Annotated in this window: 30 protein-coding genes; 2 read left to right on the top strand and 28 right to left on the bottom strand. The window is 67.1% G+C overall.

All coding sequences use genetic code 11. The features are described from left to right. Positions 1-7 precede the first annotated feature (7 nt). On the bottom strand, positions 8-1396 hold the full coding sequence (locus AKI39_RS00655; RefSeq protein ID WP_066631498.1) for a cytochrome b: 1389 nt from the start codon (positions 1394-1396) through the stop codon (positions 8-10). A gap of 61 nt (positions 1397-1457) precedes the next feature. Further along, positions 1458-2078: a ubiquinol-cytochrome c reductase iron-sulfur subunit gene (gene petA / locus AKI39_RS00650; protein WP_066631496.1), complete on the bottom strand. Its 621-nt coding sequence runs from the start codon at positions 2076-2078 to the stop codon at positions 1458-1460. A 235-nt stretch (positions 2079-2313) separates the two neighbouring features. Between petA and mscL the strand changes: the two genes are divergently transcribed. Further along, a complete protein-coding gene (gene mscL, locus AKI39_RS00645) occupies positions 2314-2763 on the top strand; it encodes a large conductance mechanosensitive channel protein MscL (RefSeq protein ID WP_066631494.1) in 450 nt (149 codons plus the stop codon). 143 nt (positions 2764-2906) lie between these two features. Here the strand turns inward: mscL and AKI39_RS00640 are convergent, their stop codons facing one another. Beyond that, entirely contained in the window at positions 2907-3683 is a 777-nt protein-coding gene (locus tag AKI39_RS00640; RefSeq protein WP_066631492.1) for a Nif3-like dinuclear metal center hexameric protein, read from the bottom strand. 18 nt (positions 3684-3701) lie between these two features. Here AKI39_RS00640 and AKI39_RS00635 point away from each other — a divergent pair, with 18 nt between their 5' ends. Continuing rightward, positions 3702-4868 (top strand): S1C family serine protease, encoded by a 1167-nt coding sequence (locus AKI39_RS00635; RefSeq protein WP_066631490.1) that lies wholly within the window; start codon positions 3702-3704, stop codon positions 4866-4868. On the opposite strand, the gene AKI39_RS00630 is transcribed toward AKI39_RS00635, so the two are convergent. The 25 genes from AKI39_RS00630 to AKI39_RS00510 form a co-directional block, all read right to left on the bottom strand. Next, positions 4828-5247, bottom strand: a complete 420-nt coding sequence (locus AKI39_RS00630) for a helix-turn-helix domain-containing protein (RefSeq protein ID WP_338012414.1) — start codon at positions 5245-5247, stop codon at positions 4828-4830. The two genes, AKI39_RS00635 and AKI39_RS00630, sit on opposite strands and share 41 nt — an antisense overlap. 66 nt (positions 5248-5313) lie before the next feature. Next, positions 5314-6057 carry a twin-arginine translocase subunit TatC gene (gene tatC / locus AKI39_RS00625; RefSeq protein ID WP_443103689.1) on the bottom strand — a complete coding sequence of 248 codons (744 nt, stop codon included), beginning with the start codon at positions 6055-6057 and terminating at the stop codon, positions 5314-5316. Between the two features lie 44 nt (positions 6058-6101). Further along, the gene (tatB, locus tag AKI39_RS26245; protein WP_066631482.1) at positions 6102-6842 is read right to left on the bottom strand and encodes a Sec-independent protein translocase protein TatB; all 741 of its coding nucleotides are present in this window, start codon (positions 6840-6842) and stop codon (positions 6102-6104) included. Between the two features lie 119 nt (positions 6843-6961). Then, complete coding sequence (gene tatA / locus AKI39_RS00615; protein ID WP_066631480.1) at positions 6962-7186, bottom strand: Sec-independent protein translocase subunit TatA; 225 nt, start codon at positions 7184-7186, stop codon at positions 6962-6964. Positions 7187-7201: 15 nt separating this feature from the next. Further along, entirely contained in the window at positions 7202-7570 is a 369-nt protein-coding gene (locus AKI39_RS00610) for a histidine triad nucleotide-binding protein (protein WP_066631478.1), read from the bottom strand. Positions 7571-7602: 32 nt separating this feature from the next. Then, positions 7603-7953, bottom strand: a complete 351-nt coding sequence (locus AKI39_RS00605) for a phosphoribosyl-ATP diphosphatase (protein WP_066631476.1) — start codon at positions 7951-7953, stop codon at positions 7603-7605. Further along, positions 7950-8354 (bottom strand): phosphoribosyl-AMP cyclohydrolase, encoded by a 405-nt coding sequence (gene hisI, locus AKI39_RS00600; RefSeq protein WP_066631474.1) that lies wholly within the window; start codon positions 8352-8354, stop codon positions 7950-7952. The genes AKI39_RS00605 and hisI overlap by 4 nt, the downstream gene beginning before the upstream one ends. Positions 8355-8845: 491 nt before the next feature. Continuing rightward, a complete protein-coding gene (gene hisF, locus AKI39_RS00595; protein ID WP_066631472.1) occupies positions 8846-9658 on the bottom strand; it encodes an imidazole glycerol phosphate synthase subunit HisF in 813 nt (270 codons plus the stop codon). Continuing rightward, positions 9655-10398: a 1-(5-phosphoribosyl)-5-[(5-phosphoribosylamino)methylideneamino]imidazole-4-carboxamide isomerase gene (gene hisA / locus AKI39_RS00590; RefSeq protein WP_066631470.1), complete on the bottom strand. Its 744-nt coding sequence runs from the start codon at positions 10396-10398 to the stop codon at positions 9655-9657. The genes hisF and hisA overlap by 4 nt, the downstream gene beginning before the upstream one ends. 84 nt (positions 10399-10482) lie before the next feature. Next, positions 10483-11157, bottom strand: a complete 675-nt coding sequence (gene hisH, locus AKI39_RS00585; protein WP_066631460.1) for an imidazole glycerol phosphate synthase subunit HisH — start codon at positions 11155-11157, stop codon at positions 10483-10485. 34 nt (positions 11158-11191) lie between these two features. Then, the gene (hisB, locus tag AKI39_RS00580) at positions 11192-11779 is read right to left on the bottom strand and encodes an imidazoleglycerol-phosphate dehydratase HisB (protein ID WP_066631458.1); all 588 of its coding nucleotides are present in this window, start codon (positions 11777-11779) and stop codon (positions 11192-11194) included. Positions 11780-11863: 84 nt separating this feature from the next. Then, positions 11864-12997 carry a histidinol-phosphate transaminase gene (gene hisC, locus AKI39_RS00575; RefSeq protein ID WP_066631456.1) on the bottom strand — a complete coding sequence of 378 codons (1134 nt, stop codon included), beginning with the start codon at positions 12995-12997 and terminating at the stop codon, positions 11864-11866. Then, positions 12994-14298, bottom strand: a complete 1305-nt coding sequence (hisD, locus tag AKI39_RS00570) for a histidinol dehydrogenase (RefSeq protein ID WP_066631454.1) — start codon at positions 14296-14298, stop codon at positions 12994-12996. The genes hisC and hisD overlap by 4 nt, the downstream gene beginning before the upstream one ends. Positions 14299-14388: 90 nt before the next feature. Further along, positions 14389-15084, bottom strand: coding sequence for an ATP phosphoribosyltransferase (hisG, locus tag AKI39_RS00565; protein ID WP_066631453.1), 696 nt, complete (start codon positions 15082-15084; stop codon positions 14389-14391). A gap of 202 nt (positions 15085-15286) precedes the next feature. Further along, on the bottom strand, positions 15287-16540 hold the full coding sequence (murA, locus tag AKI39_RS00560; RefSeq protein WP_066631451.1) for a UDP-N-acetylglucosamine 1-carboxyvinyltransferase: 1254 nt from the start codon (positions 16538-16540) through the stop codon (positions 15287-15289). Then, a complete protein-coding gene (locus tag AKI39_RS00555; protein WP_066631448.1) occupies positions 16540-16782 on the bottom strand; it encodes a BolA family protein in 243 nt (80 codons plus the stop codon). Before AKI39_RS00555 ends, murA begins: the two co-directional genes overlap by 1 nt. Positions 16783-17021: 239 nt before the next feature. Continuing rightward, positions 17022-17810: an ABC transporter permease gene (locus AKI39_RS00550; protein WP_066631445.1), complete on the bottom strand. Its 789-nt coding sequence runs from the start codon at positions 17808-17810 to the stop codon at positions 17022-17024. Between the two features lie 59 nt (positions 17811-17869). Further along, positions 17870-18667: an ABC transporter ATP-binding protein gene (locus tag AKI39_RS00545; RefSeq protein ID WP_066631443.1), complete on the bottom strand. Its 798-nt coding sequence runs from the start codon at positions 18665-18667 to the stop codon at positions 17870-17872. Between the two features lie 113 nt (positions 18668-18780). After that, positions 18781-19404, bottom strand: coding sequence for an MlaC/ttg2D family ABC transporter substrate-binding protein (locus tag AKI39_RS00540; RefSeq protein WP_066631441.1), 624 nt, complete (start codon positions 19402-19404; stop codon positions 18781-18783). A gap of 81 nt (positions 19405-19485) precedes the next feature. Continuing rightward, entirely contained in the window at positions 19486-20349 is an 864-nt protein-coding gene (locus AKI39_RS00535; RefSeq protein ID WP_083228551.1) for an MlaA family lipoprotein, read from the bottom strand. Positions 20350-20463: 114 nt separating this feature from the next. Beyond that, entirely contained in the window at positions 20464-20982 is a 519-nt protein-coding gene (gene mlaD, locus AKI39_RS00530) for an outer membrane lipid asymmetry maintenance protein MlaD (protein ID WP_066631439.1), read from the bottom strand. A 234-nt stretch (positions 20983-21216) separates the two neighbouring features. Next, positions 21217-22017, bottom strand: coding sequence for a lipid asymmetry maintenance ABC transporter permease subunit MlaE (gene mlaE, locus AKI39_RS00525; protein ID WP_066631437.1), 801 nt, complete (start codon positions 22015-22017; stop codon positions 21217-21219). Further along, the gene (locus AKI39_RS00520; protein ID WP_066631436.1) at positions 22014-22850 is read right to left on the bottom strand and encodes an ABC transporter ATP-binding protein; all 837 of its coding nucleotides are present in this window, start codon (positions 22848-22850) and stop codon (positions 22014-22016) included. The genes mlaE and AKI39_RS00520 overlap by 4 nt, the downstream gene beginning before the upstream one ends. A gap of 69 nt (positions 22851-22919) precedes the next feature. Beyond that, entirely contained in the window at positions 22920-23450 is a 531-nt protein-coding gene (locus AKI39_RS00515; RefSeq protein WP_066631435.1) for a chromate transporter, read from the bottom strand. Continuing rightward, positions 23447-24040, bottom strand: coding sequence for a chromate transporter (locus AKI39_RS00510; protein ID WP_066631433.1), 594 nt, complete (start codon positions 24038-24040; stop codon positions 23447-23449). Before AKI39_RS00510 ends, AKI39_RS00515 begins: the two co-directional genes overlap by 4 nt. Between the last annotated feature and the right edge of the window lie 37 nt (positions 24041-24077).

Here is a 24077-nt window from a genome sequence, read left to right as displayed (position 1 = left end):
GCAGGGCTCAGTGGGCGTGATAGACGACACGTTCGGGCACGGGCTTGAAGCTGCCCAGCCGGCTCCACACGGGCATCAGGAAGAAGAACGCCAGGTAGTACAGGGTTCCGATCTGCGAGGTCAGATTCAACGCCGGGTTGGGCGGCTGCGTGCCGATATAGCCCAGCACCAGGAAGTTGATGATGAAGAGCCCGTAGACGGCCTTGTGCCAGCCCGGACGGTAGCGGATCGACTTGACCGGCGACTGGTCCAGCCACGGCAGGAAGAACAGGATCACCACGGTGCCGCCCATCGCGACCACGCCCCAGAACTTGGCGTCCAGCACGCGCAGCAACACGGCAACCACCAGCAGGATGACCGGCAGGACGATGCGGGCGATGCCCTGGCCCCGGCCCTTGAAGAACAGCGCCAGCGCGCCCAGCACGGCGGCGCCGGACAGCACCCAGGTGAAGTCGTCGGTGGTCGCGCGCAGCATGGAGTAGAACGGGGTGAAGTACCAGACCGGCGCGATGTGCGGCGGCGTCTTCAGGGAATCGGCCGGGATGAAGTTGTTGTATTCCAGGAAGAACCCGCCCATTTCCGGGCCGAAGAAGACGATGGCCGCGAAGACGATCAGGAAGCCCGCCACGCCCACGATGTCGTGCACGGTGTAGTAGGGGTGGAAGGGCACGCCGTCCAGCGGACGGCCGTAGCGGTCCTTGGGACCTTGCTTGATTTCCACGCCATCCGGGTTGTTGGAGCCGACTTCATGCAGCGCGACCAGGTGCGCCGCCACCAGGCCGATCAGGACCAGGGGGATGGCGATCACATGGAAGGAGAAGAAGCGGTTCAGCGTGGCGTCGGACACCACGTAGTCGCCGCGGATCCAGATCGCCAGGTCCGGCCCGATGAACGGGATGGCCGAGAACAGGTTCACGATGACCTGGGCGCCCCAGTACGACATCTGGCCCCAGGGCAGCAGGTAGCCGAAGAAGGCTTCGCCCATCAGACAGAGGAAGATCGCGACACCGAACACCCACACCAGTTCGCGCGGCTTGCGGTAGGAGCCATAGAGCAGCCCGCGCAGCATGTGCAAGTACACCACGACGAAGAACATCGAGGCGCCGGTGGAGTGCATGTAGCGGATCAGCCAGCCGCCGGGCACTTCCCGCATGATGTATTCCACCGACTGGAACGCGCGTTCGGCGTCCGGCTTGTAGTGCATCACCAGGAAGATTCCGGTGACGATCTGCAGGACCAGCACCAGCAGGGCCAGGGATCCGAAGAAGTACCAGAAGTTGAAATTCTTGGGCGCGTAATACTCGGAGACATGGGTTTTCCATGTCGAGGTGGCTGGAAAGCGCTTGTCCAGCCATCCCATGAAACCAGTCGATTCGACGGTCTTGTCGCCATCCATGAAGCAGCTCCTTTGCTAGTCGTGGCGGATCTGTCTAATGCGTGCGCGTGGCGACGCCCTGTCAGGCCTTGTTCTTTTCGTCGACCCCGACGATGATGCGGGTGTCCGACGCGTATTGGTATGGCGGCACTTCAAGGTTGTCGGGCGCGGGTACGTTCTTGAACACGCGGCCGGCCAAGTCGAAGCGCGAACCATGGCAGGGGCACAGAAAGCCATCGACGCCGGGGCCGACTTCATCCTGGCGATTCGGTGAGCAACCCAGATGGGTGCAGATGCCGACGCAGACAAACAGGTCGGGCTTGCGCGACCGATAGCCGTTCTCGGCGTATTCGGGCGTGAAGCCCGTGCGCTTGGAATCGGGATCGGCGAGCAGGGAGGTGTCTTTCTTCAGCTCTTCGAGCTGCTCCGGCGTGCGGCGCAGGATCCATACGGGCTTGCCGCGCCATTCCACCGTCATCATCTGGCCAGGCTGCAGCTGGCTGATGTCCGCTTCCACCGGAGCGCCAGCGGCGCGTGCCTTCGCGGAAGGCGCGAACGTGCCGACGAACGGTACGGCGGTTGCTACACCGGCCACGCCCCCAAGGGCACAGGCGGTTGTTACCCAGAAACGTCGCGATGGGTCAGGAGGCAGGTCAACAGGTGCTGCGCCTTCGTCATCGTGATACATCGTAGTCTGACTCATCATCCATCCTTGTTATGCGGCTACTGCGGGTCATGCCTGGGCCGTGTAGCGTCCCCCCTCCAGGGGATGTGGATTAAGCACCGGGCCCTGTACCTGGCCTTTTTGCCCCCCGGCATGCCGGAGGTGTCTTACTCCCCGGCATGCCGGGGCGGTAAATGCTTGATGATACGTAACGTCTTCGCAACCGCGTATTATAGCCTTAGCCCAATGACGGGCGCATCATAGAGGAGCAGCTATGAGTTTTCTGAAGGATTTCCGCAACTTCGCCGTCAAGGGCAACGCCGTGGACCTCGCCGTGGGCGTGATCATCGGCGCGGCGTTCGGGAGAATCGTGGATTCTCTCGTGAAAGACATCGTCATGCCGCTCCTCAATCTCATCCTCGGCGGGGCGGTGGATTTCTCGAATAAATTCATCGTGCTCTCGATGCCGCCCAACTATAGCGGCCCCATGACCTACGCGGACTTGACCAAGGCGGGCGCGAACGTGTTCGCCTGGGGCAACTTCATCACGATCGTGATCAACTTCGTTCTGCTGGCTTTCATTATTTTCTGGATGGTGAAGGCCGTCGCTCGCGCCCGCACCCACCTGGATGCCTCGCCCGCCGCCACGCCGGCGGATGTGCAGCTGCTGCAAGAAATCCGCGACCTGCTCAAACAGCAGCAGGCTCGCGGTCCGGTCGCCTGAACGGCCGCCGCTTGCGCCGGCACCCGCCGCCCGCACGGCGGCCCGCCGGGCCAGCGCGTGGCGCGCGGTGCCTTGTCCAGGCCGGGCCTCGCCATCAGTGGCAGCCCGTACGGATCGGCGGGTGCGCTTGCCCGCGGCCGAGGTCAGACCGGATTGTCGATGTCGACGAAATCCACGCGGATACCGAAGCGATCGGCGATGGCTTGGCCCAGGGCCTGCACGCCATAGCGCTCGGTGGCATGGTGCCCGGCGGCCAGGAAGGCCACGCCGGTTTCACGCGACAGATGGACGGTCGGTTCGGAGATCTCGCCGGTGATGTAGGCATCCACGCCCGCGTCCACGGCGTCGGCCAGCATGCCCTGGGCGCCGCCCGTGCACCAGGCGACGCGGCGGATGGGACGTTGCGGGTCGCCGATGGCTTGCGGCTGACGTCCCAGGCGTTGCGCCGCGCGGGCGGCCAGCTGGCCGAAGTCGTCGATGCCCGGCGCGCTACCCAGCCACACCAGGCTGTCCGGCCCGCAGGTACGCGGCTGGCCCGCCGCGTCCAGGTCCGGCACCAGCCCCAGGACGCGCGCAAGCTGCGCGTTGTTGCCCAATTGGGGGTGCGCGTCCAGCGGCAGATGGTAGGCGAACAGGTTCAAGTCGTGTCCCAGCGCCAGTGCCAGCCGGGTGCGCCGCGGGCCGCGCACGCGAGGGTCTTCGTTCTTCCAGAACCAGCCGTGGTGTACCAGCACGGCGTCCGCGCCGCGGTCGATGGCCGTGCGCAGCAGGGCCTCGGATGCCGTCACCCCGGCGATAATATGGCCGATCGACGCCTTGCCTTCCACTTGCAGCCCATTCGGGGCGTAGTCGCGGAACCGGCCCGGCTGCAGGGTCTGGTCCAGCCAGGCGGCCAGTTCGCGCGTATCGATACTATTCATCGCCTTACCTAAGAAATCATGCGTCGACTCTGGCTGATATTCGCCCAGGCCGTCACGGTCAGTCTTGCCATTCTATTCGTGGTCAGCACCTTGCGCCCGGACTGGCTGCGCCTAGGGGGGCCGGCGGCGCCCCCTGCGCCCGCGCCGTCCCGGCCCGACGCGGCCGCCCTTCCGGCCGCTGCGCGCGGCGGCGGTTTAAGCTTTGCCCCCGCGGTCGCGCGCGCCGCGCCCGCCGTGGTGAACGTGTACACCGCCAAGCACGTGGACGTGCCCTTGATCCCGTTGCCGGACGATCCCGTCATACGCGAACTGCTGGGGCAATTGCCCAGCGTCAGCCGCCGCCATGAGTCGACCAGCCTGGGCTCCGGCGTGATCGTCCAGGATCGCTACGTCCTGACCAACTACCACGTGGTCGAGGCGGCCGATGCCATCGAGGTCGCGCTGGCGGACGGCCGCGAAACCCGTGCCGAGGTGGTGGGCGCCGATCCCGAAACGGACCTGGCCGTCCTGAAACTGCCGGAACACATCGGCGCCGTGCCGGTGGCCACTCTGGGCAGCGACGGTGCGCTGAAGGTAGGCGATATCGTGCTCGCGATCGGCAACCCGTTCGGCGTCGGCCAGACGACGACGCAGGGCATCGTGTCCGCCCTGGGGCGCAGCAGCCTGGGCTTGAACACCTACGAAAACTTCATCCAGACCGACGCGGCCATCAACCCGGGTAACTCCGGCGGCGCGCTGATCGACCAGCGTGGCAATGTCGTCGGCATCAACACCGCCATCTATTCGCAGTCCGGCGGCTCGCTGGGCATCGGTTTCGCCGTCCCCATCGATACCGCGCGGTCGGTGATGGACGAGATCATACGCACCGGCTACGTGCGGCGCGGCTGGCTGGGCGTGGAGCCGCAGGACCTGACGCCGGACCTGGCCCGGGCGTTCAAGCTGGGCAACCAGCGCGGCGTGATCATCGCCGGCGTGATGCGTGATGGCCCGGCCGGGCGCGGCGGCCTGCGCGTGGGCGATATCGTGCTGAGTATCGATGGCAACGATGTGCGCAACACGTCCTCGATGCTGGCCATGATCGCCCTGTTGCCGCCGGGCCAGGAAGTCGCGTTGTCCGTGCTGCGGGGCGGACGCCCGATGGAACTCAAGGTGAAGATCGGCGTGCGTCCCCAGCGGCCCAGGTAGGCCTGTCCGCCAGCATGCGGACCAGGGCCACCACGTGGCGCCGTTCGGCATCGGATAGCCTGGCCATCAGCATATGCAGTTCCGCGGCATCGCCGCCGCATTCCGGATGGTAGTGATGCGCCGCGTCGGGTTCGCGCACTTGCGGCGGCGCGGCGGCGTGCGCCGCCGGTCGCAGCGCGGCATCGCCTTCGCTTAACCAGAGGACGGTGGTGTCCAGCGTGCGCGCCAGGCGCGTGAGCGTGCCCAGCGCCGGCATGTAGCCGGGATCGCGCGTGAGGATGCGATGGATGGAGGTTTGCGGCACGCCGGACAAGCGTGCCAATTGCCGCTGGCTGCGGATGCCGCGCCAACGCATGAGGGTTCGCAAGCGGTCCGCCATGGTCATCCCTGCAATGTACGATTGCAGGTCTGATGACTCAAGGTGAATCAGTCTCGTTTCGTCGGCTTACTGCCGCTCGGTGAGCGCGTTTTCGCTCTCTTGGTCCTTGGGACTGTTCTTGGACACCATGCGCGCGCAGATAAGGCCCACTTCGAACAGCAGGCACAGGGGCACGGCCAGCATGAACTGGCTGACCACGTCGGGCGGCGTGACGACGGCGGCAATGATGAAGGCACCGACGACGACGTAGCCGCGCGCGCTGCTGAGTTTCTTGACGTCGACGATCCCGGCCTTGACCAACAGGACCACGGCGACGGGAACCTCGAAGGTGATGCCGAAGGCCAGGAACATGGTCATCACGAAGCTGAGATAGGCTTCGATGTCCGGCGCCGGCGTAATGGACTGCGGCGCGAAGGTCGCGATGAAGTGAAAGACCGTCCTGAACACCACGAAATAGCAGAATGCCATGCCGGCCAGGAACAGGAAGGTGCTGGACACGATGAGCGGCAGCGCCAGACGTTTTTCGTGGCGGTACAGGCCCGGCGCGACGAAGGCCCAGGCCTGCCACAGCACCACGGGCAGGGACAGGACGAAGGCCGCCATCAGTGTGACTTTGACGGGCACCATGAAGGGCGTGATGACCCCCGTGGCGATCATGCGGGTGCCTTCCGGCAGCGAGGCCAGCATGGGACGCGCCAGCAGATCGTAGATCTTGGCGGCGCCCGGGTAAAAGAACAGGATGACGAAAAAGACACCGATGACGGCCACCGCGCGCAGCAGGCGCGTGCGCAGCTCCACCAGGTGGGACATGAAGCTGTCTTCCTGCAGCTCTTCTTCTTGTGGCAGTTCCTGGCTCACGTTGCGCTACCGGTAGGCGTTGGGGATGTGGGCGCTGCGTCGACGGCAGCGGAAGCCGCGGGCGTGGCGGGTGTGGGCGCTGGCGCCGATGCGCTTACCGCTGGCGGGGATGACGGTGACGTCGCCGTCGCCGTCGCGGTTGGGGCCGATGATGGCGTTGGCGTTGGCGTTGGCGATGGCGTCGGCGTTGGCGACGCCTGTGCTGATGCCGGTGCCTGTGCCGGCGGGGCCGGTGTCGATACGGCCGGTTCCGGCACGGCGGGCGCCGAACCGGCCGGCGTGGCGGCCGGCACCGCCTCGGCCGCAGTGGCCACGCTCGCGCCGGCGGATGCCGGCGTCGCGGCAACTTGCGGCAAGGTGTGCGCCGCGTCGGCCGCGGGCGATTCGCTCAGTGCGGCCGTCGCGGGCGACTGCATGGAGACGGCGCTGGTGGCCGCCTTGGCGGCTTCGTCCAGCTCTTGCCGCAAGGCCTGCGCGGGCTCGCGCAACGAGGTTTCGGCGTCGCGCAGCGAGGTCTGCACCGACTGCGCGGCGGTTTCCATGTCGGTCTTGAACTTGCGCAGTTCGTCCAGCTCGATTTCGCGCCGGATATCGCTTTTTACGTCGTTGACGTAGCGCTGCGCGCGGCCCAGCAGATGTCCTACCGTGCGTGCGACCTTGGGAAGGCGTTCCGGTCCGATGACGATCAGCGCGATGACGCCGATCACCATCAGCTCTGTGAAACTGACATCAAACATACGACGGCCATGAAGTAGAGGGGATGCCTCTTTCGCCGCGGGATGGCCCGGCGGCGGAAGGCGGGCGTCGGGCGCTGGCGGTGCGGCCGCCTAAGCCGCCGCCACGCCGCGGGCCGGGATCAGGAATGCGTTTTTTCCTTGGCCTGCACGTCGATGGTGTCGCCGGAAACGCGTTGCTGCTGCGCCGGGTCGACCGGGTCGCCGTTGGCGTCCCGCATGCCTTCCTTGAAGCCCTTGACCGCGCCGCCGAGGTCGCTGCCGAAGTTGCGCAGCTTCTTGGTGCCGAAGATCAGTGCCACGATGACCAGAACGATCAGCCAATGCCAGATGCTAAAACTGCCCATGACGGTTCTCCGTGTTCATGCGTTCGGGGCTACGCGGCCTTTCCAAGGACGCGAACCGCCAATGATGTGGAAATGCAGGTGCGGAACTTCCTGTCCGCCTTCCGCGCCGGAATTGGCGAGGAGACGGAAGCCGCCTTGTTCCCCGGGGTTGCAGCCGTTTTCCAGCGCCAGACGCGGGGCCAATGTCACCATTCTACCCAACCAGCCCCCGTCGTCCGCTGTCACGTCCTGCAAGGACGCGATATGGCGGCGAGTGATGAGCAGCAGGTGGACCGGCGCGGCGGGATTGATGTCGTGAAAGGCGACGAATTCATCGTCTTCGTACACTTTCTTCGCGGGGATTTCCCCCCGGCTGATCTTGCAGAAGATGCAGTTGTCGCTCATGTATCTCGCTCCGTGTATCCATGGCCTTGCGGTCAGTCGGCTGGCCGCGCGGCTTTTTCGGCCAGTCCCGACAGGCCTTCGCGTCGTGCGAGTTCCGCCAGGACATCCTCCGGCCGCAGATTGTAATGAGTCAGTGCGACAAGGCAATGAAACCAGAGATCGGCCGTTTCGCTGACGATGCGCTCGGGCAGGCCATCCTTGGCCGCCATGACCAGTTCGGTCGCTTCCTCGCCGATTTTCTTCAGGAAGGCGTCGGGCGCCTTGGCCAGCAGGCGGGCCGCGTAGGAGCTGGCGGGGTCGCCGCCACGATCGGGGCGGCGGGTCTCCAGGGTATCGGCGATGCGCGCCAGGACGGCCTCGCCGCGCGGGTCGATGTTGCTCATTTGTAGATCAGCTCCGGGTCTTTGAGGACCGGGTCGGTGGTTTCCCAATGGCGTTCGCCATCCTGGCCGTCCAGCCGGCGGAAGAAGCAGCTGGCGCGGCCGGTGTGGCAGGCGATGCCGCCCTGCTGGTCGACCTTCAGCAGCACCACGTCGCCGTCGCAGTCCAGGCGCAGTTCCTTCACCTGCTGCGCATGCCCGGATTCCTCGCCCTTGCGCCACAGGCGCTGGCGCGAACGCGACCAGTACACCGCGCGGCCCGTGGCCGCCGTTTCGGCCAGGGATTCGCGATTCATCCAGGCCACCATCAGGATCTGCCCGGTCTGGGCATCCTGGGCGATGGCGGGTATCAGGCCCTGCGCGTCGAAGACGACGTCGCCCAGCCAGGCGGGATCGTTGCTCATATCAGTCATCCATGGCGCCGCGCGCGCCCGATATCGATGAATTGGGCGAGGCCCCGACCAGGGACGCCGTGGATCCGGCTCCTTGACGGGGAGGCGCGCAGCGCTTCGTAAGCGAGTCTACACGCATGAAACAAGTCTGGCCCGATCCGGGACGCCGCGCCAGCTCCGCCGGTCCGCCGGCATCGCCCCCTGTAGGAGAAGCGCGCAACGCTTCGGCGGTGGACCTTCCCTCCGCCTCGCCAACCCCGCGCTCTCGAGGAGGAAGTGCACGGCGCTTCGCGAGCGACTTCCATCCCAACACACGCCGCAAGAAACAGGTCTGGCCCGATCCGGAACGCCGCGGATCCGGCTTCGCCGGTCCGCCGGCGTTGCCCCCTTTGAGGGGGAAGCGCGCAGCGCTTCGGGGGTGGGTCTTCCTTCCGGTCCGCCGGCGTCGCCCCCTTGAGGGGGAAGCGCGCAGCGTTCGGGGGTGGGCCTTACCCCGGGGTGGGTCATACCCTTACTTCAATGCCCAGATCGGACATGAAGCGCTTGCATTCCTGGACGGTGTGCTGGCCGTAGTGGAAGATGCTGGCGGCGAGCACGGCGTTGGCGCGTCCCACCGTCACGCCGTCGGCCAGGTGCTGCAGCGAGCCGACGCCGCCGGAGGCGATGACCGGCACCGGCACGGCATCGGACACCGCGCGGGTGAGCGCCAGGTCGAAGCCTGATTTGGTGCCGTCCTTGTCCATGCTGGTCAGCAGGATTTCGCCGGCGCCGTATTCGGCCATGCGGCGCGCCCATTCGATGGCGTCCAGCCCCGTGGCCTTGCGGCCCCCGTGCGTGAAGACTTCCCAGCGTTCGCCGCCGTCTTCCGTCTTGGCGCGGCGGGCGTCGATGGCGACCACGATGCATTGCGAGCCGTGATAGTCCGCCGCGGCCCGCACCAGTTCGGGGTTGGCCACCGCCGCGCTGTTGATGCTGACCTTGTCCGCGCCCGCGTTCAGCAGGCGCTGGATGTCCGAAACCTGCCGCACGCCGCCGCCTACCGTCAGGGGAATGAACACCTGGGAGGCCACCTGCTCGATGATGGGCAGGATCAGGTCGCGGCCGTCGCTGGTGGCCGTGATGTCCAGGAAGGTCAGCTCGTCCGCGCCTTGTTCGTTGTAGCGGCGGGCGATTTCGACGGGGTCGCCGGCATCGACCAAGTTGACGAAGTTCACGCCTTTGACGACGCGTCCGGCCGTGACGTCCAGGCAGGGAATGATGCGTCGCGTCAGCGTGTTGGCCCCGGCGCCGGCGCCGGAGGGGGTGATACCGTTCATGGCTTCGCCAATTCGTCCGCGCGGGTTTGCGCGGCCTGGAAATCCAGCGCGCCTTCGTAGATGCTGCGCCCCAGGATGGCGCCTTCGACGCCTTCCTCTTCCACGGCGCACAGGGCTTCGATGTCCTGGATGCCGGCGATGCCGCCGGACGCGAAGATCGGGATGCGCACGTGCTGCGCCAGGCGCACCGTGGCATCGACGTTCACGCCGGACAGCATGCCGTCGCGGCCGATGTCCGTGTAGATGATGGCTTCGCAGCCGTAGTCCTCGAACTTGCTGGCCAGGTCCAGTACGTCGTGGCGGGTGAGCTTGCTCCAGCCGTCGGTGGCCACCTTGCCGTCGCGGGCGTCCAGGCCGACGATGATGCTGCCGGGGAAGGCGCCGCAGGCATCATGCAGGAACCCCGGGTTCTTGACCGCGGCGGTGCCGATGATGACATAGGAAATGCCGTTGTCGAGGTAGCGTTCGATGGTGTCCAGGTCGCGGATGCCTCCGCCGATCTGGACCGGGATCTCGTCGCCCACGGCGTCCACGATGGCCTTGATGCTGGCTTCGTTGCGCGGCTTGCCGGCGACGGCACCGTTCAGGTCCACCAGGTGCAGGCGGCGCGCGCCTTGTTCGAGCCAGTGCGTGGCCATGGCGGCCGGGTCTTCGGAGAACACCGTGGCATCGTCCAGGTCACCCTGGCGCAGGCGGACGCAACGCCCGTCTTTAAGGTCGATGGCGGGGATCAGCAGCATAGTGATTACGCGCGTTGGTAAGTCGGTTGTTGAACGGGTGTGGCTAACCGGCGCGATCGTCGTGGTCACACCGGGCGGCGGGAATCAGGGGCGCCAATCGACAAAATTCCTGTACAGGCGCAGGCCGTGCTCGGCGCTTTTTTCGGGGTGGAACTGCACCGCGAAAATGTTAGCCGCCGCCACCGCGCAGGTAAAGGAACCGCCGTAATCGCTTTCCCCAACGGTCAGGGCGGGGTCTGCCGGCACGGCGTAGTAACTATGAACGAAGTAGAAATGGGTGCCGTCCGGAATGCCTGCCCAAATGGGATGAGAGTGCGTTTGACGGACTTTGTTCCAGCCCATGTGCGGAACTTTCAGGCGTTCGCCGGCGGCCGCCGTGGTCGCCGGGTCTTCATAGGCGCCGATGGGCGGCGCATACTGCGCGCCGCTGAACCGATGCACCACCCCGGGGAAGATGCCCAGGCAGATGGTGGGGCCTTCCTCGCTGGTGTCGAACAGCATTTGCTCGCCCACGCAGACGCCCAGCAGCGGCTTGCTGCGCGCCGCGCGCACCACTGCTTCGCGCAGGCCGGATTCGTTCAGCGTGCGCATGCAATCCGCCATGGCGCCCTGGCCCGGGAAGACGACGCGGTCGGCCGCGTCGATATCGGCCGCGGTGTTGGAGATCCGGATGTCGGCGTCCGGGGCGGCGGCGGCCAGCGCGCGCGCCACGGAGTGGAAGTTGCCCATGCCGTAGTCGACGATAGCGATGGAAGTCACGAGATGTCTGCCTGCGTATTCGTGGAATCGTCGATTACAGCACGCCCTTGGTGGAAGGAACGACGCCCTGGCTGCGCGGATCGCGCTCCATGGCCATGCGCAGCGCGCGGCCACAGGCCTTGAACACGGTTTCGCACTGGTGATGGGCGTTCCGGCCGCGCAGATTGTCGATATGCATGGTGATGAGGGCGTGATTCACCAGGCCCTGGAAAAACTCGCGCGTGAGGTCGACGTCGAACTCGCCGATGCGGGCGCGCGTGAACGGCACATTGAATTCCAGCCCCGGACGGCCGGAGAAATCCACCACGACCCGCGACAGCGCTTCGTCCAGCGGCACGTAGGCGTGGCCGTAGCGCAGGATGCCTTTTTTGTCGCCGATGGCGGCGGCGATGGCCTGCCCCAGCGTGATGCCGACGTCTTCCACCGTGTGGTGGGCATCGATGTGCAGGTCGCCTTCGGCCTTGATGTCCAGGTCGATCAGCCCGTGGCGCGCGATCTGGTCCAGCATGTGGTCCAGGAACGGCACGCCGGTATCGATGGACTGGCGTCCGGTGCCGTCCAGGTTCACCGCCACGCGGATGCGGGTTTCATTGGTGTTGCGGGTAATGTCTGCGGTGCGCATGGTGGTCGGTCTGTGGCGTCGGCTGGCGTGCGGGAAAGGCGGTAGGGCCGGCGCGGTTGTGTGTAGCTGGGAAAAGGATGGGCGTCAGGCCAGGATGTCATGCAGCGCGGTCAGCAGCGCGGCATGTTCGTCCGGCGTCCCCAGGGAAATGCGCAGGCAGTCAGCCAGCGCCGGCTCGCCGCCGGGGAAATTGCGAACCCGTATTTTGCGCGTTTTCAGGGCCTGATGCACGGCGTTGCCGCTCATCTTGCCGGAAAAGCGCGCCAGAAGAAAGTTGGCGGACGAGGGATACACGATGACGCCCGGCAAGGCAGCCAGCGCGCGGGCCAGGCCGTCGCGCGAATCGCGCAGCCGGGCGGCCTGCTCATCCAGCACCGCCTTGTGGCGCAGCACGGCCAGCATGACGGCTTCGGTCAGCACGTCCACATTGTAGGGCGGCCGCAGCTTGTCGATTTCTGTGATCCACGGCGCGGGGCCGGCCAGGTAGCCGAAGCGCAGGCCCGCCAGCCCGATCTTGGAGACCGTGCGCAGCACCACGGCATTGGGCAGCGTGGCCGCGCGCGGCATCCAGGTGCCGTCGGCGAAGGGCTGGTAGGCCTCGTCAATTACCACCAGGCCGGGCGCGGCCGCCAGGATGGCGTCGATGGCGGCGTCGGTCCAGCGTCCGCCCGTGGGGTTGTTGGGCACGGCCAGGAAGACCACCTTGGGCCGGTGCGCGCGGATGGCGGCCAGCATGGCCGGCAGGTCCAGCTCGAAGTTCGGCGTCAGGGGCACGCCGACGAAGCGCGCGTGGTGAAAGCGCGCCGACATCTCGAACATGACGAAGGACGGCACGGGCGACAGCACGGTGTCACCGGCATCGCAGCAGGCCTGCACGATCAGGCTGATCAGCTCGTCCGAGCCGTTGCCGAACAGCAGCGCGGCCGCGTCCGGTACGCCGAAGGCGGCCCGCACGGCGGCTTGCAGGGCGTCGTGGTGGGCGGCCGGATAGCGGTTCAGTGCCGTGGCGCGGGCGGCGGCCGCGATGGCGTCGCGCACCTCGTCCGGTAACCCGTAGGGGTTTTCCATCGCGTCCAGCTTGATGCCGTCGTCCGCATGGCCGACGGCATAGGCGGACAGGGCCTGGATATCGGGGCGGATGGTGGCGGCGGCGCGTTCGGCCGCCGAGGCAGGCGGCCCACCGTCGGCCGGCCCGCGCCCGGGCGCGGCGGCAGTCATGCCTTGTCGAGCCGGTATTCGGCGCTGGCGGCGTGCGCCTGCAGGCCTTCGCCATAGGCCAGGTCCGCCGCGATGCGCCCCAGCGTCTGGGCGCCCTGCCGCGAAACCTGGATCAGGCTGGAGCGCTTCTGGAAGTCGTAGACGCCCAGCGGCGAGGAAAAGCGCGCGGTACGCGAGGTCGGCAGCACGTGGTTGGGACCGGCGCAGTAATCGCCCAGCGATTCGGAGGCATAGCGGCCCATGAAGATGGCGCCGGCGTGGCGGATGCGCTCCACCCATTTTTCAGGGTTGTCGGTGGAGATTTCCAGGTGTTCGGGCGCGATGTCGTTGGCGATGTCGCAGGCTTCCTCCAGGCTGCGCACCTGGATGAGCGCGCCGCGCTTGCCCAGGCTTTCGCGCAGGATGGCGGCGCGGGGCATGCCCGGCAGCTGGCGTTCGATGGAGGCGGCGACGGCGTCCAGGTAGGCGGCGTCCGGGCACAGCAGGATGGCTTGCGCCAATTCGTCGTGTTCGGCCTGCGAGAACAGGTCCATGGCGATCCAGTCGGCCGGCGTCTGCCCGTCGCAGATGACCAGGATTTCGCTGGGACCGGCGATCATGTCGATGCCGACGGTGCCGAACACGCGCCGCTTCGCGGCCGCGACATAGGCGTTGCCGGGACCGACGATCTTGTCCACGGCCGGGATGGTGGCGGTGCCGTAGGCCAGCGCCCCGACCGCCTGCGCGCCGCCGATGGCGAAGGCGCGGTCCACGCCGGCGATGGCGGCCGCGGCCAGCACCATGGGGTTGCGCATGCCGTCCGGCGTGGGCGTGACCATGATCAGTTCCGGCACGCCGGCCACCTTCGCCGGAATGGCGTTCATCAGCACCGATGACGGGTAGGCGGCCTTCCCGCCCGGCACGTACAGCCCGACGCGGTCCAGCGGCGTGATCTTCTGGCCTAGCATCGTGCCGTCGGCTTCGGTATACGTCCAGGTCTGGCCGCGCTGCCTTTCGTGGTAGGCACGCACGCGCTGCGCGGCGGCTTCCAGGCCCTGGCGCTGCGCGGCAGGCAGCGATTCCAAGGCGGCGTGCCAGCTGTCGCGCGGGATTTCCAGGCCCTGCACGCCGTCGACCTCGACGCGATCGAAACGCCGGGTGTATTCCAGCAGCGCGGCATCGCCCCGATGTCGCACGTCCGCCAGGATGTCGGCCGCGGCGCGGTCGATGGATTCATCCTGCGAGGCCTCGAAGGCCAGCAGGGAGGACAGGGCGGACGCGAAACCGGGATCGCGGGAATCGAGGCGATTGATGGTGGTCATGAAATACCCCCTTCGGGGCGTATAAGGCCGCGGATCGGGCGGCGGAGGCAGCGAAACGGACAGGCGCCGGAGCGCGGATTCAAGCGCCTATCATGCCACAGGCGCGGCGCTGGCTCGCTCGAAGGCGTCCAGCAGCGGTTGCAGGCGCGCGCCGCGGGTTTTCAACGCCGCCTGGTTGACGACCAGCCGCGAGGAAATCGGCATGATGTCCTCCACGGCGACGAGATTGTTGGCGCGCAGCGTGCCGCCGGAGGACACCAGGTCCACGATGGCGTCGGCCAGGCCCACCAGCGGCGCGAGCTCCATCGAGCCGTAAAGCTTGATCAGGTCCACGTAGACGCCCTTGGCGGCGAAGTGCTCGCGGGCCGCCTGGACATATTTGGTGGCGACCCGCAGGCGAGCGCCCTGGCGCACGGCGTTCTGGTAATCGAAGCCCGCGGGCACGGCGACGCACAGCCGGCATTTGGCGATGTTCAGGTCGATGGGCTGGTACAGCCCGCCCGGGTGCGCCGCGGCGTGTTCGATCAGCACGTCCTTGCCGGCGATGCCCAGGTCCGCCGCGCCGTACTGCACATAAGTGGGCACGTCGGAGGCGCGCACGATGATCAGGCGCAGGCCGGGGTCGCTGGTCGGGATGATCAGCTTGCGGGAGCGCTCGGGGTTTTCCGCGACCTCGATGCCGGCCTCGGCCAGCAGCGGCAGGGTTTCCTCGAAAATGCGGCCCTTGGACAGCGCCAGCGTGAGCGGCGCCGGATCGGCGGCAGGGGTATTTGGCTGGTTCTTCATATCAGTAGTCCATGAAGCCGCGCACTATCCGCGCGCGTAAAACAGGTGTAGCCGATCGGGGACGCCGCGGATCCGGCTCCGCCGGTCCGCCGGCGTCGCCCCCTTGAGGGGGGAGCGCGCAGCGCTTCGGGGGTGGATCCGTTCTTCCGGTCCGCCGGCGTCGCCCCCTTGAGGGGGAAGCGCGCAGCGCTTCGGGGGTGGGTCATCTTTCTCTTTCGATGCGAGCGCCCAATTCGCGCAGCTTGCCTTCCATCTGCTCGTAGCCGCGGTCCAGGTGGTAGATGCGGTCGACCAGGGTTTCGCCATCCGCCACCAGGCCGCCGATGACCAGGCTGGCGGAGGCGCGCAGGTCCGTGGCCATGACGGTGGCGCCGGACAGGCCCCCCACGCCGCGCACCACGGCGGTGTGGCCGTCGATATCGATGTCCGCGCCCATGCGGATCAATTCCTGCACGTGCATGTAGCGGTTTTCGAAAATGTTTTCGACGATGACGCCGGTGCCTTCGGCAACGGCGTCCAGCGCCATGAACTGGGCCTGCATGTCGGTGGCGAAGCCCGGGTATTCGTGGGTGCGCACGCTGACGGCCCGGGGCCGCGCGCGCATCGAGGCGCGGATCCAGTCCGCGCCGGTCTCCAGCGCAACGCCGGCTTCGGTCAGCTTGTCCAGCGTGGCGCCCATATGGGCCGCCTCGGTATTGCGCAGCGTGATTTCGCCGCCGGCGGCGGCCACGGCGCACAGGAAGGTGCCGGCTTCGATGCGGTCGGGAATGACGCGGTGGGTGGCGCCGTGCAGGCGCTGCACGCCGTCGATGACGATGCGGTCGGTACCGTGGCCCTGGATGCGCGCGCCCATCTTGATCAGCAGTTCGGCCAGGTCCACGACTTCCGGTTCGCGCGCGGCGTTTTCCAGCACCGTGCGGCCCTCGGCCAGCGTGGCGGCCATCATCAGGTTCTCCGTGCCGGTCACCGTGACCATGTCGGTGCGGATGGACGCGCCCTTCAGCCGCTTGGCCCGCGCGACCACGAAGCCGTGTTCCAGCTTGATGTCTGCGCCCAGCGCGGCCAGGCCCTTGATGTGCTGGTCGACGGGGCGCTGCCCGATGGAGCAGCCGCCCGGCAGGCTGACGCGCGCTTCGCCGAAGCGCGCGACCAGCGGCCCGAGCACCAGGATGGACGCACGCATGGTCTTGACCAGTTCGTACGGCGCTTCCAGCTTGTCGACCTGGTCGGCGCGGATGGCCACGCCGCCGTCGGCCTGGCGTTCGGCCCGCGCGCCCACATGGTCCAGCAGGCGCAGCATGGTGGCGATGTCGTTCAGCTGCGGAACGTTGTCCAGCGACAGGGTATCCGCGGTGAGCAGCCCCGCGCAGAGGATGGGCAGCGCCGCGTTCTTGGCGCCGGAGACGGCGATCTCGCCGCGCAAACGCGTGCCGCCCGTGATGCGCAGCTTGTCCATCAGCGTCCCGCCTTGTATTCGGCGGGCGTCAGCGTGCGCATGGACAGGGCGTGGATCTCGGCCTTCATGCGGTCGCCGAGGGCGGCATAGACCAGCTGGTGGCGGGCGATCGGGCGCTTGCCTTCGAAGGCCGCGCTGACAATGACCGCATCGAAATGCGATCCGTCGCCCTGCACGTCGATATGTTCACAGGGCAGTCCGTCGGCGATGTATTGGCGGACCTGTTCGGGCGTCGGCAACATGTTCAATAGTCCCTTGCGCTATGCGCCACCAGCCGCATATGAAGCGGATATGGCGCGATCGACGAAGCGCGAAGCGCGTCGAGGTTGAATTTCATCGTAGTGGTCCACCGTCCCGCATGCCATCCCCGCACGAAGCCGCCGCTCCGGACCAGGGACGCCGCGGATCCGGCTCCGCCGGTCCGCAGGCGTCGCCCCCTTGAGGGGGAAGCGCGCAGCGCTTCGGGGGTGGGCTTCATCATTCAGTTCCTCAGTTTGTAGCCGGTGGCCAGCAGCCGCGCGGCATAGGTGCCCAGCGCCAGGAAAACACAGCTGACCACCGCCAGGCTGCGCCAGGGCGACACATCGGAAACCGAAAAGAAGCCGTAGCGGAAGCCGTCGATGGTGTAGAAGATGGGATTCCAGTGGGACACGCCCTGCCAGAACGGCGGCAGCGTGTGGATGGAATAGAACACGCCCGACAGGAAGGTGGCGGGCATGATCAGGAAGTTCTGGAAGGCGGCCAGCTGGTCGAATTTTTCCGAGAACAGGCCGGCGATGACACCCAGGCTGCCCATGATGCCGCAGGCCAGGACGGCGAACGCGAAGACCCACAGCGGATGCGCTGGCGCCAGCGGGATGAAGAACAGCGCCACGATCCACACGCACAGGCCCACCGCGATGCCGCGCGCGATCGCCGCGATCACGTAGGCGAAGTAGATATCCCGGTGCGACAGAGGCGGCAGCAGGATGAAAACCAGGTTGCCCGTGATGCGGCTCTGGATCAGCGAGGACGAGGGGTTGGCGAAAGCGTTCTGCAGCATGCTCATCATCATCAGCCCCGGGATCAGGAACGATGTGTAGGGCACGGTGCCGTAGACGTGGACGCGGTCCTGCAGTACCTGGGCGAAGACCAGCAGGTAGAGCAAGGCGGTGATGACCGGCGCCGCGATGGTCTGGAAGCTGACTTTCCAGAAGCGCATCAGCTCCTTGCGCAGCAGCGTGGGAAAGCCGGAACCGGCCTCGCCGGCGGCGTCCAGCATGGGTTGCATGGCGCTCACTGGTGTGCCCTCCTGTCGCTGCGCGACTGCCTCACCAAGGGAGGGCGCGCTCACGACACCACCTCGGTAAGTTGCGTGTCGTCCTCGCGGCGCATGATACGCACGAAGGCGTCTTCCAGGTCGACCCCGCCCACTCCCGCGAGCAGTGCCGGCGTGGTGTCCAGCGCCACGATGCGGCCGGCCTTGAGCATGGCGATGCGGCCGCACAGGGCTTCGGCTTCTTCCAGGTAGTGGGTGGTCAGCATGATGGTATGGCCGGCCTTGTTCAGGCGGGAAATGAATTCCCACAGGGTGCGGCGCAGATCCACGTCCACGCCCGCCGTCGGCTCGTCTAGCACGATGACCGGTGGCCGATGCACCAGCGCCTGCGCCACCAGGACGCGGCGCTTCATGCCGCCGGAAAGCGCGCGCATGTTGGCGTCCGCCTTGTCGGACAGTCCCAGGTTGAACAGGATTTCGTCGATCCAGTCGTCGTTCTTGCGCAGGCCGAAATAGCCGGACTGGATGCGCAGGGTTTCGCGTACCGTGAAGAAGGGGTCGTAGACCAGTTCCTGCGGCACCACGCCTAGCGCGCGCCGGGCCTGGCGGAAATCCGCCTGCACGTCGTGGCCGCAAACGCTGGCGCTGCCCGAATTGGGCCTGGCCAGGCCGGCCAGCACGGAAATCAGCGTGGTCTTGCCCGCGCCGTTCGGGCCCAGCAGGCCGAAGAATTCGCCCGGCTGGATGTCCAGGTTGACGTTCCGCAGCGCCTGGAATCCCGGCGCGGAGGGTCGGCCCAGCCACTTCTTCCAGGCAGGCTGGCGAGCGGCGTAAATTTTGGAGACGTTCTCGAGACGGACGGCGGACATGATGCGGGGAACAGCCCGGAAAAGAGCCAATCCGCGATTATAAAGCGCTGCCCGGGTTTTCCCGGGCATGGCCCCGGGCCGCGCAGGGTTGCCCCGCGCGGCCGGGCGGGCGCTTACTGCGCGTTGCGCTGGTTCAGGGCCTTGATCAGGCCGTCGATGCCGTTCTGGTTGATCTCGTTGGCGAACTGGTTGCGGTAGTTCTGGATCAGCCAGATGCCTTCGACGTTCAGGTCGTAGATCTTCCAGCCGGCGGGGGTTTGCTCCAGCCGGTAGTCCACGCCCACCGACTGCCCGTTCGACTGATTGACCGTGCTGCGCACGACAGCGTCGTTGCCGTCGATGGCGGATCCGGTCACCTTGATGTTGGTGCCGTTGTCCACCCGGCTCAGCGCGCCGCTGTAGGTACGCACCAGCGTGCCCTTGAAGGCTTCGGCCAGCTGGGTGCGCTGCTCGGGCGTGGCCTGGCGCCAATAGCGGCCGGCCGCCAGACGGGTCGTCTTTTCGAAGTCCACGGCGGGCAGGATGTACTGGTTGACCACTTCGTTGACACGGCGCAGTTCGCCGCTGCGCACGCCGCCGTCGGTCTTCAGGACCTGCAAAGCCTTGTCGGCGGTATTCTGCACCAGGGTTTCAGCGTCTTTGGCGCTGGGCGCGGCGTGGACGGACCCGGCCAAGGCCAGGCCCAGCAGGCCGGCGATGCCCAGGCGTTGCAATAGGGAAAGGGGATGAAACCGCATGCTTGCTCCTTCTAGATTCCAGGAAAGGAAGGCTGTGGCGGACCCCGCGGGCCCGCCTGGCAAAAAGTCCGCCGCCTTCGTTTATTGGTGCTTGGGCGCCGGGGTCGTACTGCCCGCGCCCGCACCGCCTATGCCCGGCGCCGCCGGTACCGGCGCGCCGCTGCCGGCGCCCGTGCCGGCCGGCTTGCCGCCGTCGCCGGTGCCCTCGCTGTCCTCGTCATAGTTGGGCAGGTTGTTGGCATCGCCCGCCTTGCGGCCGAGGACCATCGCCGCGCGCCGCTGCAGGTAGGCGTCACGGACGAAGCTGTAGGGATCCAACGCCACGCGGTCCACGGTATCGGTGGCGTCCAGCAGGCTGGCCCGGCGATCGACCACCCACAATCCGTACAGGGAGTTGCGCACGGGCACGTTGTCGATGGCGCCCACGCTGGTCCACTGGTTGCCGACGAAGTCTCCCGCCAGGCCGGCGGTGTCCCGTACCGTGCTGGAGCCCCAGAACGGCAGCACCACGTACGGACCCTGGCCCGCGCCCCATACCCCCAGCGTGGTGCCGAAGTCGTTCGGGATGCGGTTGGCGCCGTTGGCGGTGGCGACGTCGAAGCAGCCGCCCACGCCCATGGTGGTATTGAACAGGAAGCGGCCGAAGGTGTTGATGGCGTCGATCCCGCGGCCCTGCAGCATGCTGTTGGCCGCCGCCCAGATATCGGCGACGTTGTTGAACATATTGTGGATGCAGCTCTGCACCGGCTGCGGCGTGATCTTGGTATAGCCCACGGCGATGGGCCTGAGCACGGCGCGGTCCACCTTGTCGTTGAACGTGTAGACGCCACGGTTGAAGCCTTCCCATGGATCGCGCGGATCGGGGTTCTGTACGGTGGCGCAGCCGGCCAGCCCGGCGCCGGCTGCCGCCATGGCGAAAATGCGAGTCAGGGTGTTCTTGTTCATCTGGTCATGTTCTTGGAGTGACAGCCTGTAGGCCGATCGCTGCCGCCTGAATCGCGCCTTCCTCTTCCCCAGGGCGCATGCCATGCGATTGCGTCGGAGTAAGAATAATCCCGATTAATGCGTTTGCGGTGCCGGCGCGGGCGCCGGTGCGGGCGCGTTGCCGGCCGGCGCCGAGCCCTGCTTTTCCGCCGTTCCGTACAGGAACTGGCTGATCAGGTTTTCCAGAACGACGGCGCTCTGGGTATAACGGATTTTGTCGCCGTCCGCAAAATCGCCATCGTCCCCGCCCGCCGTCAGGCCGACGTACTGCTCGCCCAGCAGGCCCGCGGTCAGGATGGCGGCCGAGGAATCCTTCGGAAACTTGAAGTCGGCATCGATGCTGAGCGTGACGACGGCCTGGAAGTTCTTGTCGTCGAAGCGAATGCGGCTGACGCGGCCGACCACCACGCCGGCGCTCTTGACGGCCGCGCGCTCCTTCAGACCGCCGATGTTGTCGAATTGCGCGGTCAGGTCATAGGTGGGCGCGAACGAGAAGGCGCTGAGGTTGCCGGCACGCAAGGCCAGGAATACCAGGGCGGCGGCGCCGAGAAGCACGAACAGGCCTACCCAGAAATCGGTTTTTTGACGTGACATGAAGAATCCGTATCAGTTATCCATTGTGCCGTGCATAAACGTATCGCGCGATCGCGGAAGCCGCGGACCCGGGACCCAGCAGATCCGGGACGCCGCGGATCCGGCTCCGCCGGTCCGCCGGCGTCGCCCCCTTTGAGGGGGAGGCGCGCAGCGCCCCGGGGTGGGCCTTCCTTCCGGTCCGCCAGCGTCGCCCCCTTGAGGGGGAAGCGCACAGCGCTTCGGGGGTGGGTCCATCTAGTTGCCAAACATCAGTGCGGTGAGCAGGAAGTCCAGGGCCAGCACGGCCAGCGAGCCGACGACCACGGTGCGCGTCGTCGCGCGGGCGACGCCCTCCGGCGTGGCGCGGGCCTGCCAGCCTTCGTACAGGGCAACCAGCGTGACGCCGACGCCGAACACGATGCTTTTTAGCACCCCGTTGGCGACATCCTTCCATACATCCACCCCGCTTTGCATCTGCGACCAGAAGGCGCCGGCGTCCACGCCGATGAGCACGACGCCCACCAGCCAGCCGCCCATGATGCCCACCATCGAGAACACCGCGGCCAGGACGGGCATGGCGATGATGCCGCCCCACAGCCGCGGCACCAGCACCCGCCGCATGGGATCGACCGCCATGACTTCCATCGCGGCCAGTTGTTCGCCTGCTTTCATCAGGCCGATTTCGGCGGTCAGCGAGGTACCGGCGCGGCCGGCGAACAATAGCGCCGTCACCACCGGCCCCAGTTCGCGCACCAGCGACAGGGCGACCAGCAGGCCCAGGGATTCCTCGGACCCGTAGCGGCGCAGCGTGTAGTAGCCCTGCAGGCCCAGCACGAAGCCGACGAACATGCCGGACACCGCGATGATGATCAGCGAATAGTTGCCGATGAAATGCACCTGCTGCGAGACCAGCCGCGGCCGGCGCAGCGCGATGCCGCTCTTGGCCAGCAAGGCGCCGAAGAAGCGCGTGAAGTAGCCGATGCCGCCGATGGTATCGGCGACCCAGCCGCCCAGGCGGCTGATCGGTCCCACGGAAGCGGAGTGGGAATCGCTCATGGCCTGCGTCCTTCTTGTCGGGCCAGCCAGCGGTCGAAGGCCGGCGTGTCGGGATAATGAAACGCGACCGGGCCGTCCGGTTCGCCGTGCAGGAACTGGCGCACGTAGGGGTCGGTGGAGGCCGATAGCTCGTCGGGCCGGCCCGAGGCCACCAGGCGTCCCTGTCCCACAAGGTACACCTGGTCGGCGATGGAGAACGACTCCTGGACGTCGTGCGTGATCAGCACGGACGCGCACTTCAGCCGGTCGGACAGGTCGCGGATCAGCCGCGCCGTGATGCCCATGGAGATAGGGTCCAGTCCGGCGAAAGGCTCGTCATAGAGAATCAATTCCGGTTCCAGCACGACCGCGCGGGCCAGCGCCACGCGGCGCGCCATGCCGCCGGAGATCTCCGACACTTGCAGATGGGCGGCCGCGCGCAGGCCGACGGCGTGCAGCTTGTCCAGCACGCGTTCCAGGACTTCCGCCTCGCTGTAGGCGGTATGTTCGCGCAGCGGGAAGGCGACGTTCTCGAAGACATCCAGGTCGGTGAACAGGGCGCCCTGCTGAAAGAGCACGCCCATGCGCTTGCGCAGGCTTTGCAGCTCGTCGGGGGAGACGCGGCTCATGTCGTGGCCGAACACCTGGACCTGGCCGGTGCGCGCCTGCAACTGGCCGGTGGCGGCGCGCAGCATCGTCGTCTTGCCGGAGCCGGAGCCCCCCATGACCGCGATGACCTGGCCGGGCGCCACCGTCATGGAAATGCCCTGCAATACCGTGAAATCCCCATATCCCAGGGAAACGTCGGTGAACTTCAGCGCTTGGACGGTGCGGGCGTCTGGATCAGTCGGCATACGGCAACAAGTTGGGCGGGGGCGGTCCGTCCCCACGGCCCTGCATTGTAGCTCGACGGTAATCGGGTCTTATCTGAGCGCGACGAGAAAGACCAGCGCTCCGCCGCCCAGCAACAAAAAGGGGCTGACGCGGGTGCGCAACAGTAGCAGCGTAGAGGCGATGGCCACCGCCCAGGCCCAGGCGCCGCCCTCGGCGGCGCGCAAAATCGTGCATGACGCCGCCAGGATCATGCCGGCCGCCACCGGGGCCAGGCCGCTTTCGATGGCGCGGATCCAGAGCCGGCCGTTGTAGCGCTGCCAGACGCGGGCCAGCGCATAAATGAGCACGGTACTGGGCACGAAGATGGCGAAGGACGCCACCACCGCCCCGAGGACGCCGCGCACCTGCCAGCCCACCAGCGTGACCAGCAGCGACCCCGGCCCCGGCGTGATGCGGGACAGGGCGAAAAGGTCCAGGAACTGGGCGTCGTTCATCCAGCCGTAGACGTCCACCGCCTGGCGATGAATGTCCGCCACGACGCTCTGTCCCCCGCCCACGGTCAGGAAGGACAGCGGGGCGAAGACGGCGAACAGGTCCCAAAGCGCCGATCCACCGGTCATGGCCTTTTCCCCTCGCGGCGCAGCCGCAGATACGCCAGCAGGATGGACAGGGGCGCCATGAGGCCCACCACCCACAGCAGCGGCAGGCCGGCAACGAAAATGGTGCCGAAGACGATCACCATGACCAGGATCGGCAGGGTGCCCGTCGCCGCGCGGTAGGCGGCACGCAGCCCCATCTGCAGGGACAGGCCGACAGCGGCGGCGGCGATGCCGGCCAGCACGATATGCACGGACGGAGAGTGGGACAGCTCGGCGAACAGCGCGGCCAGGATGATGGCGCTGGTCACCGGCGGGACGATCATGCCCAGCGCCGCCACGAAGGCGCCGCGGCCGCCGCGCAGGCGAAAGCCGATCCAGATGGACAGGTTCACCACGTTGACACCGGGAAACGCCTGGGCCAGCGCCAGGCCGCTCAGGAATTCCGCTTCGGACAGCCAGCGCCGCGCCTGGACGAACTCGCGCAGCATCCAGCCGCTCAGGCCACCCCCGAAGCTGGTCAGCCCGATCTTGGCGAACGCCGTGAAGATCTGGCCTAGGGTCGGCGCTTGCGCGAGCGTGGCGGGGGCGGGGGACGTGGCGGACGGGCGCACGATGACGCGTTCGGTGGAAGAATTGCCGCCATCTTAC

This window comes from Bordetella sp. H567, from assembly GCF_001704295.1.
Lineage (GTDB): Bacteria > Pseudomonadota > Gammaproteobacteria > Burkholderiales > Burkholderiaceae_B > Bordetella_C.
Note: the sequence above shows the minus strand (reverse complement) of the source record. Positions and strands in the feature narration are given on the sequence as shown.